12 protein-coding genes are annotated in these 14789 nt (G+C 62.8%); 7 read left to right on the top strand and 5 right to left on the bottom strand.

What is annotated here, in order from left to right:
- Positions 1 to 58: 58 nt before the first annotated feature.
- Positions 59 to 1102: an IS110 family transposase gene (locus G7026_RS22205; RefSeq protein ID WP_181073237.1), complete on the bottom strand. Its 1044-nt coding sequence runs from the start codon at positions 1100 to 1102 to the stop codon at positions 59 to 61.
- A gap of 226 nt (positions 1103 to 1328) precedes the next feature.
- On the opposite strand from G7026_RS22205, the gene G7026_RS22200 reads away from it, so the two are divergent.
- The 5 genes from G7026_RS22200 (at position 1329) to G7026_RS22185 (ending at position 4642) form a co-directional block, all read left to right on the top strand.
- A complete protein-coding gene (locus G7026_RS22200; RefSeq protein ID WP_181073236.1) occupies positions 1329 to 1724 on the top strand; it encodes a hypothetical protein in 396 nt (131 codons plus the stop codon).
- A gap of 109 nt (positions 1725 to 1833) precedes the next feature.
- A complete protein-coding gene (locus G7026_RS22195; RefSeq protein WP_181073235.1) occupies positions 1834 to 2256 on the top strand; it encodes a hypothetical protein in 423 nt (140 codons plus the stop codon).
- A gap of 247 nt (positions 2257 to 2503) precedes the next feature.
- Positions 2504 to 2779 (top strand): hypothetical protein, encoded by a 276-nt coding sequence (locus G7026_RS22565; protein ID WP_219858560.1) that lies wholly within the window; start codon positions 2504 to 2506, stop codon positions 2777 to 2779.
- 103 nt (positions 2780 to 2882) lie between these two features.
- Entirely contained in the window at positions 2883 to 3320 is a 438-nt protein-coding gene (locus G7026_RS22190; protein WP_181073234.1) for an acetyltransferase, read from the top strand.
- A 188-nt stretch (positions 3321 to 3508) separates the two neighbouring features.
- A complete protein-coding gene (locus tag G7026_RS22185) occupies positions 3509 to 4642 on the top strand; it encodes a hypothetical protein (protein WP_181073233.1) in 1134 nt (377 codons plus the stop codon).
- Between the two features lie 81 nt (positions 4643 to 4723).
- Here G7026_RS22185 and G7026_RS22180 read toward each other — a convergent pair whose 3' ends face one another.
- Positions 4724 to 6544: a glycoside hydrolase family 15 protein gene (locus G7026_RS22180; protein WP_181073232.1), complete on the bottom strand. Its 1821-nt coding sequence runs from the start codon at positions 6542 to 6544 to the stop codon at positions 4724 to 4726.
- A complete protein-coding gene (locus G7026_RS22175) occupies positions 6537 to 7340 on the bottom strand; it encodes a glucose 1-dehydrogenase (protein WP_181073231.1) in 804 nt (267 codons plus the stop codon). Before G7026_RS22175 ends, G7026_RS22180 begins: the two co-directional genes overlap by 8 nt.
- Before the next feature lie 446 nt (positions 7341 to 7786).
- Here G7026_RS22175 and G7026_RS22170 point away from each other — a divergent pair, with 446 nt between their 5' ends.
- Together G7026_RS22170 and G7026_RS22165 are read left to right on the top strand one after the other, a co-directional pair.
- Complete coding sequence (locus G7026_RS22170) at positions 7787 to 10072, top strand: MHYT domain-containing protein (RefSeq protein WP_181073230.1); 2286 nt, start codon at positions 7787 to 7789, stop codon at positions 10070 to 10072.
- A gap of 219 nt (positions 10073 to 10291) precedes the next feature.
- Entirely contained in the window at positions 10292 to 12661 is a 2370-nt protein-coding gene (locus G7026_RS22165; RefSeq protein ID WP_181073229.1) for a PAS domain-containing sensor histidine kinase, read from the top strand.
- Between the two features lie 180 nt (positions 12662 to 12841).
- On the opposite strand, the gene G7026_RS22160 is transcribed toward G7026_RS22165, so the two are convergent.
- Complete coding sequence (locus G7026_RS22160) at positions 12842 to 13405, bottom strand: NADPH-dependent FMN reductase (protein ID WP_181073228.1); 564 nt, start codon at positions 13403 to 13405, stop codon at positions 12842 to 12844.
- A gap of 387 nt (positions 13406 to 13792) precedes the next feature.
- Positions 13793 to 14719 (bottom strand): DMT family transporter, encoded by a 927-nt coding sequence (locus tag G7026_RS22155; RefSeq protein WP_181073227.1) that lies wholly within the window; start codon positions 14717 to 14719, stop codon positions 13793 to 13795.
- Positions 14720 to 14789: the final 70 nt, after the last annotated feature.

The raw sequence follows: 14789 nt of genomic DNA, 5'->3' as shown, positions 1-14789 counted from the left end.
TCTCGCTTCTCACCACAACCACTAGAAACCCTTCACTTCACCTTGTTAATCCCCGCCGTCAGGCGGGCTTTGTGCTGCGCCAGTTGCCGCTAAACCGGCGCTCATGACACCACACGGCCCAGCAGATCCTTACCAGCTTGTTCGCCAGCGCCACGGCGGCCTTGTTGTGACCGATGCGTTCAGCAGTGTGCAGAGCCCAGCTTTGCAACTGGGTCAGCTTCTCAGGCGTTCTTGATTTGCACCGTTTAGCTGCCAACAGTGCGGCTCGCGCGCCATGGATCAACAAGGTGCGCACGTAGACGTTGCCCTTGCAGCTGATTCGCCCAAGCCTGCGCCGCTCGCCGCTGCTGTATTCATTCGGCGTCATGCCCAACCAGGCGCTCAAGTGCCGACCACTGGCGAAGCGCTCGGGTTTGCCGACGGCTGTTTTCAAGGCACTGGCCGTCAGCAAACCGATGCCACTGACTTCGTCGAGCTTACGGATTATCTCGTCATCGGCATGCCAGCGCGCCAGTTGCTCTTCGCACTCGCGCATCGACTGTTCATGGAGGCTGATCTCGGCCAGCACGACTTGCAGCGCACCGCGCAAGGCGCGCACTTCGGGCCGCTCGATCAGTTCGCACGCTTGCCGTAGAAACGCTTTGATGCCGTTCGGTGCTTCAACACCAGCTTCACGCAGGATGCCGCGCAGCAGATTGATGCGTTGCACTCGTGATTTCTTCCAGCCCTCGCGCAGCTTGTGCAGCTGCTGGATCTGCTGCTGTTGCACACTCTTGACCGGAACCGGGCGGATCTCCTGGCAGCGCGCCGCTTCCAGAATGGCATCGCAGTCGTTGCGATCGGTTTTGTTACGGCGGCGATACGGACGCACGTAACGAGGGTGCAAGAGCACGACGCGATGGCCGTTCCCCTGCATCAACCGACCCCAATGGTGAGCTGTGCCACAGGCCTCCATCACCCACTCGACAGGCTCAGTTTGCTCCTGTACATATCGCGCAAATGCCCACGGATCGAGCCGCCTGCGCCGATCCACTCGGCCGACCTGGACACTCTCGGCAACCTGGTAAACGGACTTGGCCAAATCAACCGCTATGCGTTTCATCGCACCTCTCCCAGCGAACAGTCACCACGGTGTTATAGAAGAAACGTGGTGCGGGGAGAGTCCATTACAGCCCTCAACACCGTTCGCTTCGCTCACTGGGACGGGCTAAAGCCCGCCCCTTAACCAAACGTTAGGCAGCAAAGGAATTTTTTTGTGGGTTATATTCCGAATTATAAAGAGCTGGAAGCGCTTACCGATGCCTTGCAAGTCATGAAAAAACAGCCCTATGAAAAGAGCTTTAATTGCATTGATTTTTTCTTCCAGCCTCTCAGCGGATCAGTCAGCTTTGGACCTCGAGCCTCTGGCCTGGGCTAACGTAAGCTGCGCTGCATTTTATGCGGCCGCACAAATGCTTGTTAAGCCAGAAGCGAAGAAGGAGCAGGAGTCGAAATTCAACGCACATTACTCCTTGTCACATCAATTCACCTCTGCATATGAGAGAATATCAAAAGACCTGAATGCAGAGATTCAACGTGAATTTGCCGAGGCTGCGTCTTTGGCAGAGCGCGAGCAGGTTTCCAACTACTTAAGCAGAAACCGTATCAAATGCTCTGTAATCGAGATGAATTCTGTTGGAGTATTACGTGGCGGCATGCTTAAAAACGATGTGAGCCATGAATAAAACTTGAACAGAATAGCCATCTTTTCGCAGAATCGAGTACTAATGGATTTGACTAAATCGCTCGCTGGGAAGACCCTTTAACCAAATACGGCTAAGGAATGGTGGTTTAATGAACGAAAAGATGAAGTTGTCGATAGGGGCGCTAGCCTGCCTGGGGTTCTGTGTTTTGCTTACGGTCAACCTCTTTTACCCGCTTTCATATGAGTCCTCCACAAGGGGTGTTTCTGTCGGCACAGGGTATCAGTCGCTGGATATAGCAGCTATCCTGTATTGTGCTTTCATGGCTTATGCGTCAGTGTCCACCCCTCATGCAGTTCGCATTTCGGGTCGAGATGTGATTTTTGCTTCATTTCTAAATGTGCGCACCATTTCTGCTTACGAGATTATAAGTGTAGAGAAAGCTGACTTTGGATTAAGTGTGCGGTTTCGTTTGTATCAAGGCAGTATTAAGGTGAATAAGAGTGTAATCAACTATGAACTTCTCAATGGTCTATCGACGGCTAACCCGGAGACGAAAATCGTTGGGCTGTAAGCATGTTCAACTTTAGTCGTTTGCCAAAAATGGGACTGATTTGTCTTCAGAGCGCTACCCCAGGAATACACCTGTTCCTTTGTGGCTCAACCTGACGTAGGTCTTTTTTAATATGCCCAGTTAGACGCCTTTTATGCCTGGCAGGTATTTGTTTATTGTCGCAGCATTATCTTTAGCGGGATGCGTTTCTTCGCACTATGTTCCAGACGTCGATGCTGAGCTTCGTAATTCTCCGAAGGTCGAGCTCGTGGTTAAAGATAAACCAGCTCCTCGGGCTCTGCCGGAACAGATCGAAGCCTACTATTTCCGATGGAATCCATTGACGCGACCTGATGGCGTAAAGAATTGGAAGGAAATTTTTGTGATGGGCGAACCGTCCTCGCCTTCATGGTCTTACAAGCCAGTCGCTAAGCTGGAAATCGCACAACGCTCCAGGGATGACGTCTCTGCCATGAACACGCTTCGAGCGTTAGCCAGTGAACTGGGTGGGATGCCCTTGTTGATTTGCGGCGTGATCCGATGATCGATAGCCCTAAGTTTGGTGCCAGGATTCTGGGCTTCCGGTATCTCGCGACGGTCGTCCGAAAGAACTCTTGAACAGAACGTGGACAGTACATTTACCTCTTATGACCATCCGAACCGCACTAACCTCCGACTTCCCCACCCTCGTGAAGATATGGGAAGCCTCCGTCCGGGCTACGCATGATTTTCTGGCGGAAGACGATCTGCAGGCGCTGCGCCCCCGCATACTCAACGAATGGCTCCCGGCAGTTGAGGTGGCTGTTTTCGTCGATGCCAGGGGCGAGATCCTTGGCTTCATGGGCACGTCGGGCGAAAGCCTGGAGATGCTTTTCATCGCGCCTTCCGCGCGGGGGATGGGGATTGGCAAGGCGTTGGTTGAGCATGCGATCCGTGAGCTGGCCGTTCGCGTGGTCGATGTGAATGAGCAGAACGGCCAGGCGGTGGGCTTCTATCGGCGCATGGGGTTCGAGGTGGTAGGGCGGTCCGAGCTGGACGGCCAAGGCAAGCCTTACCCGTTGCTGCATATGCGTTTGGCCGGCTGAGGAGGCCGCCGACAAGGTCAAGAATCAGCCGCTTCTGCCACGCACTTCGTTATGACGAATCAATCTTGCCTGGCCGGGCTGTTTTGACGGCGAGTGCGCTTATACCAGCTAACGTTCAGGTGCTGGTTCGCAACGAACCTATCCGCTGTTTCCAGATTGCTGCGTAAGCCCTTACGGAGTGACTTGTCATGACTATCGCAAAAATAACAACCGCCGCTGTTCTCGCGGTGCAGGTGCTGGTTGCCCATGCGCAAAGCAATAGCGTCGAGCTGATTCAGGAAGGTAATGCCAATAGCGCGACGATTACCCAGGAAGGGGTCGGGGATCGTGTTCGCCATGTGCAAGCGGGGGATAGCAACAGTTCCGTGATTCGACAGGCGAGCACCGAGAGTGAACTGGTCGATATCCAGCAAGGCGATGGTAATAGTTCGTGGGTCTTGCAGCTCGGGGGCAGCCGAAGTGTCATCAGCAGCGATCAGGTCGGCAATAACAATCACCATTACAACTCGCAGTTCGATAGCGTCGATTCCTCGATTTCCACCTATCAGGAAGGTAATGGCAACACGGGGGGTGGGCATCAAACGGAAGCGACTAATGCGTCGGCGACGTTCGAGACCATCGGGGACAATAATCACGCCAGCATGTCCCAGGAACGGGGAGATTCCAGCGTGACCACGATATATCAGCGGGGTAACGGGAACTGGGGCAGCACCTACGAATCCGGCACGCAATTGGTGAGCAGCGTTCGGCAGGAAGGAGACAACAACGAGGCGCACGCGGATCAGAGTTATTTTCACAATAACTATTCGACCATCACGATTAGCCAGGAAGGCAATGGCAACTATGCCTTGAGTCAGCAGGCGCTCGAAAACAACAGCGCCTCGATCGTCCAGGTAGGCGAATTGAACCTGACCCGCGCCCGCCAATATGGCTTCGACAACACTATCGATATCTACCAATCGGGTTCCGGCAACGTGGTTAACGGCACCCCTAGCGGTAGCGATCAGTCGATGACCCAGGAGGGGAACGATAACCTGATATCGGTCGCGCAAGTCGGCAATGACAATGAGCTGTTCCATGAACAGACGGGCGACGGCCTCGACTTTGTCTTGAGCCAGATCGGCGATTCTCATCATGTAACGGCCGTCAGCGAAGGTAACGATAACCTGATAGATATCGTCCAGTCCGGGGCCGATCATGCGGCCATGGTCATGCAGTCCGGGAGCATGAATCGGCTCAACCTGGTTCAGGGTGGGTTCGGTAATAGCCTGAGCGCGACCCAAAGCGGCAGTGGCAACGTGGCGACGGTTCTCCAACAGTAGTTGCTCTGCCTGTGGCGGGCTGTAGGCAATCTGCCGCTGTGCCTGAGAAGGCGTGCCGACGCGCTGGCACTCCGTGCGGGGTCACGGCTGCCAGTGCGTCTCGCTGCCGGAGAGCTTGCGGTCCAGAAAGTAGGCGGCGCTGATCAGCGCCAGGTGCGTCAGTGCCTGGGGCGTGTTGCCCAGGTGCCGACCGCGGGCATCCAGCTCCTCGGAGAACAGCCCCAGTGGGCTTGCATAGCCGATGAGTTTTTCGAACTCCATGTGGGCCTCTTCCGTTCGGCCGGCGCGGGCCAGGCATTCCACGTACCAGAACGAGCAGGCCGTGAACGCGCCTTCCTCGCTCTGCAGCCCGTCCGGCGTTGCGTTCAGGTCGTAGCGTTTGACCATGCCGTCGCATACCAGCCGTTCCTTGATGGCGTCGAGGGTCGCCAGCCAGGCAGGGTCGGTGGCGCCGACAAAGCGGAACAGGGGCATCAGGAGCATCGACGCATCCAGCGAGTCCTGTCCCAGCACGGCGTTGAAACGGCCCTTTTCCTTGTTCCAGAAATGGGTCCAGATGTCTTCCTTGATGTCTTCCCGCGCCTTGAGCCAGCGCTCGTAGGGCATCGACAGGGAGCGTTTCTGGGCCAGGCGTATGGCGCGGTCGATCGCCACCCAGCACATCAGGCGCGAATGCAGGAAGTGCCGATTGCCGCTGCGGATTTCCCAGATGCCCGCATCTTCGGACCGCCAGTGGTCGCAGAGGTAATCGATGAGGCTGATGGCGGTTTTCCAGCCCCGATGGGAGATGGCCTGGTCGTATTTGTTGGACAGGTAGACGGCGTCCATCAGCTCGCCGTAGATGTCCAGTTGCACCTGCTTGAACGCATCATTGCCGATACGCACCGGCTTCGCTCCACCGTGGCCGTTCAGGTGGTCGAGTTCCTGCTCCGGCAGTTCGCGGCCGCCATCGAGCCGGTACATGATCTGGAGCTTGTGCGGGATGTCGCTGCTGCGCTCCAGGCAGCCGCCGACCCAGTGCATGAAGTGGTGAGCCTCTTCCTTGAACCCCAGGCGCATGAAGGCGTACACGGTGAAGGAGGCGTCCCGGATCCAGGTCGCGCGGTAGTCCCAGTTGCGCTCCCCGCCGGGCGATTCCGGCAGTCCGAAGGTGGCGGCGGCCGCGATCGAGCCGTGCTGGCGCGATACCAGTAGCTTGAGCACCAGGGCCGAGCGCATGACCAGTTCACGCCAGCGGCCCCGGTACTGGCTCTGGCGGCTCCAGCGCCTCCAGAAGGCGAGGGTGTATTCCAGGCAACGTTCGGGATCTTCCCGCATCACCTGCCTGTCTTCGGCGCAACCAAAAATGAAAGTGGCGCTTTCATTCTTGTTGAGCGTGAAATGCGCGACGGCCGTCGCCCCCTCCAGGGTCAATGGCACCGAGCCTACCAGGCGCATGCTGCGTTGCCCTTCGGCGGCAAAGACGACGCTGCGTCCATCGAGGCTGGCGGTCGTCTCGGCGCGTGCATAGTCGAGTCGGGGCGAACATTTCAGACGTATGCGGGTGTTCCCTTTCACGGCATAGACGCGCCGGATGAGGCGGGGCAGGGCGCTTTCTTTCTCTTGCACCGGCATCCAGTCGGTCAGTTCGACGGCGCCTTCGTCGTCCAGCCAGCGTGTCTGCAGCACGTTGCTCTCCGGCAGGTACAGCTGTTGCCGCCTGGCGTCGGGCAGCTCCGGGACGATGCTGAACAGTCCGGCTTCGTCACCGTCGAGCAGCGCGGTGAAGACCGAGGGGCTGTCCAGGTTGGGCCAGCACAGGTAGTCGATGCAGCCATCATCGGCCACCAGGGCACAGGTGCGCATGTCGCCGATCACGCCGTGGGCGTCGATGGCGCGGACATCGTGTTGTCGCTCAGCCATTGTCCTTGAACCCCGGATACAGGCACATGCCACCGTCCACGAAGAGGGTGGTGCCCACCACATAGTCGGACAGGTCCGACGCCAGCCAGACGACGGCATTGCCGATGTCCTCGACCTCGCCGACCCGCTGGTAGGGAATCAGCTTGAGCAGTTCCCGCCGGCCTTCCTCATTGCCCGTCACCTCTTCGTTGATGGCCGTGGCGATGGCGCCGGGCGCGATGCTGTTGATGCGGATGCGCTTCTCGGCCATCTCCTGCGCCAGGGTTTTCATCAACAGGCTGACCCCGCCCTTGGAGGCGGCGTAGTTCACGTGTCCGGCCCAGGGGATGACCTCATGCACCGAACTCATGTGGATGATCTTGCCGGCCGCGCGGGAGCGCTCGGGGTCGATGCCCTGCTTTAGAAACTGGCGTATCGCCGCCCGCGCGCAGAGGAACTGGCCGGTGAGGTTGGTCTGGATGACCGTGTTCCAGTCCTCCAGCGACAAGTCCGCCGAGGGCGCGTCGCGCTGCAAGCCGGAGTTGGCGACGAGGATGTCCAGGCGACCGAAGGCGTCGATCGTTTCGGCGAACATGCGCTCGACGGCCTGCTCGTCGCCCACGTCGGCACCGACAGCGATCGCCCGGCCTCCGGCGTCGATGATCTCCTGGGCCAGCTGCTGCGCCGGCTCGGCGTTGGAGTGATAGTTGATGGCAACCGCCGCGCCGACCTGAGCCAGGGCCTTGGCCGAGCCGGCGCCGATTCCGGAGCTGCCGCCGGTGACCAGGGCGACCTGGCCTTCCAGTGAAATCTTCATCGCAAGACTCCTGCGCATCGAGTGAAAGCGGGAATTCAGGGACCGTGCAGGCGCCCGTCGTGCTGGGTTCGACCACCCAACCGGGCGCCCCGTTTCGAGGATCGGGATGGATGGTCGGACGGGCCGCCCTTCGCGCGGACATCGGGTGGCCCGTTGCCGCTGTATGCATCCAGTCGCCTGGGGTAGACGAGCGCGTGGACGGTCCGATCTGCCAGTGGTCGGATTCCGCACTGCAATCAGGCGTTTCGCGAGGTCACACATTGAAACGGCTTCTGTAAAAAAGTGCCGAGGCGGCTTGAGTGATTTGCCGGGGTGCCGACCGTTCCGCAAAAGCGGGGCGGTGCGTCGGAAAAATATCGGCAAGCCATTGCAAGCTTGGCAGACTGATAAGGCCGCGCCCCGGCACGGGTGGCGGCAGTGTCAGTCCCTTTCCTACCGAGTGCCTCATGCATACGACTTACAACATCGCGCTGGTCTGCCTGTCGATCCTCATCGCCATCACCGCTTCGTTCACTGCGCTGGATCTGGCCAGTCGCGCACGGGCTTCGGTGGGTTGGATCCAGCACGCCTGGCTGGGCATCGCGGCGTTGTGCATGGGGGGAGGCATCTGGTCGATGCACTTCGTTGGCATGCTGGCGTTCGGCATGCCCGGCATGGAGATCAATTACGATCTGGCGCTGACGTTCTGGTCGCTGGTGGTGCCCATCGTGGTCACCGCCATCGCCTTCTTCGCTGTCAGCACCCAAGGCCTCACCCGGCGCACGCTCGCTATCGGCGGGGTGTTCATGGGGCTGGGTATCGGCTCCATGCACTACATGGGTATGGCTGCCATGACCATGCATGCCGAGCTCTCTTACGATCCGCCGTGGGTGGTCTTTTCCTTCGCCATCGCGATCGGTGCGGCGACCGTCGCGCTCTGGCTCTCCGGGCAGGGCCGGCGCTTGTCGTTGCAGTCGGTGGCCGCGGTGGTGCTCGGTTTCGCCGTGTCGGGCATGCACTACGCGGCGATGGCCGGTGCCCGCTTCACGCCGCTGCACGACGCCATGCCGGCGCCGCTGGACAACGGCCTGGACCTGCTGACCCTGGCGCTGGCAGTGGCTGGTTCGACCTTCCTGGTGCTGTTCCTCGGGCTCACCGCCTCGATGTACGACCGGCGCCTGGCGCTCATCGGCGAGCGCGAAGCCGCCGCGCTGCGGCAGAGCGAGGAACGTTTCCGCGCGCTCTACAGCAAGACGCCGCTGCCACTGCATTCGCTCGACCAGGACGGCCGGCTGGAGTACGTCAGCGACGCCTGGCTCGAGCTACTCGGCTACGGCCGCGACGAGGTGATCGGTAGGCCGCTGGTCAACTTCATGACCGAAACCTCCGCGCGCCAATTGCTCACCCACGATTGGCCGCGCCTGATGCAGGCCGGCGAGCTGTACGAAGCCGAGTACCGGGTGGTGACCAAGGCCGGTGAGTTCGTCGACGTGCTGGCCTCGGCCCGCCTTGAACAGAGTGCCCGCGGGCGGTTCGTGCTCGGCGGCCTGGCCAACGTCACCGAGCGGCGCCGCGCCGAGTCGGCGCTGCGGCAGGCGCAGAAGATGGAGGCGATCGGCAAGCTGACCGGCGGGATCGCCCATGACTTCAACAACCTGCTGGCGGTCATCGTCGGCAACCTCGAGCTGTTGCGCAAACGCCTGCCACCGCCCGAGCCGCGCATCGCCTCGCTGATCGAGAACGCCCTGCAGGGCGCCCAGCGCGGCGCCAGCCTGACCCAGCGCATGCTGGCCTTCGCCCGCAAGCAGGAGCTGCGCCCCGAATCGATATCGCTGCCGGACCTGGTGCTGAACATGAGCCAGATGCTGCAGCGCTCGGTCGGCTCGCACGTCCATATCGAAACGCGTTTTCCGCTCGGGTTGCCACTCGCCTACGTGGATGCCAACCAGCTGGAGCTGGTGCTGATCAACCTGGTGGTCAACGCCCGCGACGCCATGCCCAACGGCGGCACCATCTGCATCAAGGGTGAGCAGCGCACCCTCAACCAGGGCCCCGGGCAACCGGTGCGCGAGTACGTGGCGCTGGTCGTGCGCGACGAGGGCTGCGGCATGAGTCCGGACACCCTGGCGCGTGCCACCGAACCCTTTTTCACCACCAAGGGGACCGGCAAGGGCACCGGCCTCGGTCTGTCCATGGCGCAAGGCCTGGCCGAGCAATCCGGCGGCCGCCTGAATCTGGAAAGCAGCCTCGGGCAGGGCACCACCATCGAACTATGGCTGCCGCTGGGCACGCCCGAGCCGACCGTCGAGGAGCCGCCGAAAGAAAGCGCCGAATCGACCGAGGCCAGGATGGCCCAAGCCGTCACGCCGCTGCGGATCCTGGTGGTGGACGACGACCCGCTGGTGCTCACCAACACCGTCGCGCTGCTCGAGGATGTCGGCCATCAGGTCGCTTCGGCCGCCGACGGCCAGGCCGCGCTGACGGAGCTTCGCGGCGGCAACGGCTTCGACATCCTGGTGACCGATCAGATGATGCCCGGCCTGACGGGCACCCAGTTGGCCGACATCGTCGCCAAGGAGCGCCCGGAGCTGCCGGTACTGCTGGTCAGCGGTTTCGCCGAGCTGCCCGAGGGTAGCGGCCGGCTGCAGATCCTCGCCAAACCCTTCACCCAGGCCTCGCTGATGCAGGCGATCGGCGAAACCATCGGGCGACCCGGTGTCAGGGTCGTCGTGCCGCTGCGCCCGCGTCGCTAAACCGAGCGGGCCGACCGTTGCGCGGATAGCTGCGCTGTCGCGGTCCAATTGCGGAACATCGGCAAGCAATTGGCGGTCCCCAACCATGCGAAGGTAATCCTGCCGACACTGGCAGCGGAACGGACCTTCGCCGTTTCCCGGCCGTACGCGTACGCCACCGGGTAACCGGATCCCTCCTCTCACGCATGCGAGACAGGTTTCATGGTCAGACAGGCGGAAATGACACGGCACGCCGTTGCACGCGCAAGGCTCATCGCGCCGGCATACGCGTGGCTGGCCGTCGCGATCGCATTAGGTGCCCTGGTCAACCGTTGGCAGGGCAAGGTTCCCGTCCTGGGTGTCGATCCGCCAGTGATGGTGCCGCTGGTGGCCATCGGTGTCCTGTTGGCGGCGCTCGCCCTGCTGCTGCTTCGCCCGCACCGTGGCGAGGCAGCGCGCGGCCTGGGTTGCGTGGCCGCGGCGGGCGCCATGGCAGCGGGCATCTTCACCCTGGGCGAGTACCTGGCAGGATGGGGCAATACGCTGGAGGACGGCCACTGGCTTAGGCTGCGGCCGGGGCCGGCCAGCGGTCTGGGGCTGGTGCTCGCCGGTGGTGCCCTGATCGCGCTCGGCATCCGTCGGGAGTGGGCGCCGCGCTTGGCCACGGCGGGCGCGGCGGCCACCCTGGTGGTCGCTTTCGCCGGGCTGGTCGGCCATGCCTACGGCGCCAGCGTGCTCTATGGTCTCAATCACTGGGGCGGCACCGCCGTGTCGACCGGTATCGCGCTCAGCGCACTGGCACTGGGAGTGCTGTTCGTCGACCCCTCTCGCGGCACCGCCAGGCTGTTCGTCAGCGCCAGTGCTTCCGGCTATCTGATGCGTCGGCTGATCCCCGCCGCCTTCGCCGCGCCGCTGCTGCTCGGATGGCTGATGTTGATCGCCCAGGCGTCAGGGCGTGTCGACATCGAGTTCGGTACGGCGCTGCTGATCGTCTCGCTCATCGTCCTGCTGGTCGGGCTGATCGTTCATCAGGCGACCGTGCTGCACGTCACCGAGGCCGAGCGCGAACGGCTACTGGCCAGCGAACGGCAGGCCCGCGAGCGGATCAGCGACATCTTCGAAAGCATCCACGACGCCTTCGCTGCGGTCGATCGCGACTGGCGCTTCACCTATATCAACCGCGAAGCCGAACGCCTGCTCCGGCAGTCCCGCGACGAGCTGCTCGGGCACAGCTTGTGGGAGAAGTTTCCCGCCGTGCTCGGGACGGTGTTCGATCGCCAGTATCACCGGGCCATGGAGACGAAGCAGGCGGTGCAGTTCGAGGAGTACTACGCACCGCTGGAGTTCTGGGTCGACGTGCGTGCCTTTCCAACCGCCGACGGCCTGTCCATCTACTTGCGCGACGTCACCGAGCGCAAGCTGACGGAGGAGCAGATTCGTCAGAGCGAGGCGCTCAACCGGCTGCTGGTGGAAATGATCCCGCAGCACATCTGGGCCACCGACCCGGACGGCTACCACACCTATTTCAGCCGTCGCTGGTACGAGTACACCGGCACCCATTTGGAGCAGACGCAGGGGCAGGGCTGGCTCGAGTATCTCCACCCCATGGACCGCAAGCGCACGGTTACGCGCTGGCAGCATGCCCTGAGGACCGGCGAGCCCTACGCCATCGAATACCGTTTTCGTGGGCTCGACGGTGAGTACCGCTGGTTCCTCGGCCAGGCTATGGCACAGCGCAACGAGGCCGGCGAGATCATCCGCTGGGTCGGTACGTTGACCGATATCTCCGAGCGCAAGCAGCTCGAAGAAGAGCGAGAGCGGCTGCTGGCAGGCGAGCAGGAGGCGCGCGCCGAGGCCGAGCGCCGGCGCACCGAGCTGGAACGCGTAACCGAGAGCCGAATCCGGCTAATGCGCGGCTTCAGCCACGACATGCGCAACCCCCTGAGCGCCGCCGACGGTCACGCTTGGCTGCTGGAAAGCGGGCGCATTGGCGGGCTGACGCCCCGGCAGTCCGATAGCGTGCAGGGCATTCGCCGGGCGATCCGCACCGCCGTGCGCCTGATCGACGATCTGCTGGAGCTGGCCCGGGCCGAATCCGGGCAACTGAATATCCAGCGCGCGGTGACGGACGTGGGTCAGGCAGCCGAAGAGGTGGCGCAGGATTTCCACGCAAAGGCCACGTCCGCCGGACTCAGTTTGGAGGTGCTGGCACCGCACGGCCTAGAGGCCGACACCGACCCGGCTCGCCTGCGCCAGATTCTCGCCAACCTGCTGTCCAACAGCGTGAAATACGCGCCGCGCAGCCACGTGACGCTGGATGCCCAGCGGGTGCACAGCGGTGGTCCGCAGCCGGGCGTGTGGGTCGCGATCAGCGTCAGCGATACCGGTCCGGGCATTCCCGCCGACAAGCAGGAGCTGATCTTCCAGGAGTACACCCGCCTGGAGCCCGAAGCGCAGCAAGGCGCGGGCATCGGCCTGGCCATCAGCCGCCGGATCGCTCAACTGATGGGGGGCGACCTCACCGTCGAAAGCGAGGTCGGGCACGGCGCTCGCTTCACGCTCTGGCTGCCTCCGGCGGCGGCGGAGGAACGGGCCGTGGCGACGCGTTAGGCGGGAGCCCGGCCGGAACGACTGAAACCACACCCGTGGGAGCGGTCGGGGACGCCCAGTCTTGACCGCGAGCTTTTTACGCCCCCGATCGCGCCCCGCAGTCCTTCCTCAGAATTAAATAGGAAGGACCTGCAGCGACGACGGGGAGCGGTCTCGACCGCGAAGCCCCGTACGGCGCGGTCAGCGCCCTCCCGCGTGGCGCTCGACCCAGCCGGCATAGGTGTCGATGAATTTCTGCAGGAAGGGCCGCACGCCTTCACTGGGTTTGCCCTCCTCGTCGAAGAGGGTTGCGGCGCCGCCGAGGTAGGCTTCCGGCTGCTGCATCAACGGCACGTCGAGGAAGACCATGCACTGACGGATGCTGTGGTTGGCGCCGAAGCCTCCCAGCGCGCCGGGCGAAGCGGTGATCACCGCACCGGGCTTGCCACTGAAAGCGCTCTGGCCGTAGGGGCGCGAGCCGACGTCAATGGCGTTCTTCATCGGTGCGGGGATCGAGCGGTTGTATTCGGGGCTGACGAACAGCAGCGCGTCGGCGGCCTTGAGCTGGTCGCGGAAGCGCACGTACGGGCCCGGCGCCGAGGGGCCGTCGATGTCCTCGTCGTACAGCGGCAGGTCGCCGATCTCGACGATCTCGAGCTTGAGCGATTCGGGCGCGAGGTCGGCCAGGGCGAGGGCCAGTTTGCGGTTGATCGACGCCTTGCGCAGGCTGCCGACCAGAACGGCGACGGTGTAGACCTTGCTCATGCGGATGCTCCTGGGTGGGTTGCGGTCTATGGCAGACCACGACCTGCGGGCGATGACTCCATCGGTGCGGTGAGACCTTCGGCGAATCCGGCGGACGGCCGCGCCCCTGCGCAACTCACGAGAGGCAGGGTAGCGAGGAAGGTTGCAAAGCTCGCGGTCGAGACCGTTCCCCCGGGGTGTGATCCAGACTCGATGCGGTCGCGCGGTTTTTGTGGGAGCGGTCGGGGACGCCCAGTCTTGACCGCGAATGAGCCGGAGCCAGCAGCCCAGCTCAATCCCGCCACAGTGCGGTATCGCAGCTACCCACGCCTCGCTCCGACTGGCAGCGTCTTCTACAGGCAAAAAACCGCCCCGACAGTGGCGTAGGCGGTTCCGTGGCTCTCTCGTCTAGGGGCCCGGCGCGCGCTCGGTGAACCAGATGGCCACCACCATGATCGCGATGCCCGACAGTTGCAGGGGGCCCAGACGCTGCCCGTAGACCAGCCAGTCGATGACGATGGCGACCGCCGGGTAGAGAAACTGGTAGACCGCGATACGGTCGCTGCTCAGGTGCGCCATGCCGGCATACAGCAGGGCGTAGGCCAGCCCCGTGTGGATCAATCCGAGGCTCGAGAGCCAGACCCAGGACGCACCCCATTCGGGCCAGCCATTGAGCGTCGGCCAGGCCAGCAAGGCCAGTGTCCCGACCGCGCATTGCCACCACGCCAGAACGCCGGCCGGCATGAGCCGTAGTTGGCGGGCGATGATGGTGACCCAGGCCGTGCAAAAGGCGCCGAACAGACAGAAGCCCACGCCCAGCCAGTAGCCCGCCTGCGGTGGCTGTTCCGCGCCGAACGGCGATAGGCGTTCGAGCACTCCGGTGGCCAGCACCAGCCCCAGCATGGCGATCCCCACCGAGACGATGCGTTGCCGGGCGACGGATTCCTTCAGGTACCAGGCGCCCAGCAGCAGTACCCATAGCGGCTGCATGTGGAACAGCACGGTGGCCACCCCGGCGGACGTGCGTTCGATGGCGGCGAAGAACAATCCCCAGCCCAGCACCATCAGCACCCCGGCGGCGAGCACCCCACGCCAGGTCGCCGGGCTCAGGCGCAGTCGGCCGAGCTGTCGGCGCCAGCCTATCCAGAGCGTCAGGCCGAGCAGGCCGAAGGCACAGCGGAACCAGGTCGCCGTCAGCGGATCGGTGCCGGCCTCGTGCACGAAGATGCCGATGGTGCCCAGGATGACGCTGCCCAGGACGAAGGGCAGGGCGCCGCCTGCCCGGATGCTGTTGTGCCTGTCGAGTGCCTTGGGGTTCTGTTCGTCTGTGTTCATGCGGTCATCTTCGGGCTGGCTCGCCAGGGCGAGAAGCGCATAATCCCGCAGGCAGGTATTCGAATATCGA

The sequence above is a fragment of the Stutzerimonas azotifigens genome, from assembly GCF_013522725.1.
GTDB lineage: Bacteria > Pseudomonadota > Gammaproteobacteria > Pseudomonadales > Pseudomonadaceae > Stutzerimonas > Stutzerimonas azotifigens_A.
This window is presented reverse-complemented; position numbering and strand designations above follow the sequence as displayed.

Coding starts and splice junctions, on each gene's coding strand:
- G7026_RS22205 (WP_181073237.1), bottom strand. CDS start 1,102: ATGAAACGCATAGCGGTTGATTTGGCCAAGTCCGTTTACCAGGTTGCC.
- G7026_RS22200 (WP_181073236.1), top strand. CDS start 1,329: ATGAAAAGAGCTTTAATTGCATTGATTTTTTCTTCCAGCCTCTCAGCG.
- G7026_RS22195 (WP_181073235.1), top strand. CDS start 1,834: ATGAACGAAAAGATGAAGTTGTCGATAGGGGCGCTAGCCTGCCTGGGG.
- G7026_RS22190 (WP_181073234.1), top strand. CDS start 2,883: ATGACCATCCGAACCGCACTAACCTCCGACTTCCCCACCCTCGTGAAG.
- G7026_RS22185 (WP_181073233.1), top strand. CDS start 3,509: ATGACTATCGCAAAAATAACAACCGCCGCTGTTCTCGCGGTGCAGGTG.
- G7026_RS22180 (WP_181073232.1), bottom strand. CDS start 6,544: ATGGCTGAGCGACAACACGATGTCCGCGCCATCGACGCCCACGGCGTG.
- G7026_RS22175 (WP_181073231.1), bottom strand. CDS start 7,340: ATGAAGATTTCACTGGAAGGCCAGGTCGCCCTGGTCACCGGCGGCAGC.
- G7026_RS22170 (WP_181073230.1), top strand. CDS start 7,787: ATGCATACGACTTACAACATCGCGCTGGTCTGCCTGTCGATCCTCATC.
- G7026_RS22165 (WP_181073229.1), top strand. CDS start 10,292: ATGACACGGCACGCCGTTGCACGCGCAAGGCTCATCGCGCCGGCATAC.
- G7026_RS22160 (WP_181073228.1), bottom strand. CDS start 13,405: ATGAGCAAGGTCTACACCGTCGCCGTTCTGGTCGGCAGCCTGCGCAAG.
- G7026_RS22155 (WP_181073227.1), bottom strand. CDS start 14,719: ATGAACACAGACGAACAGAACCCCAAGGCACTCGACAGGCACAACAGC.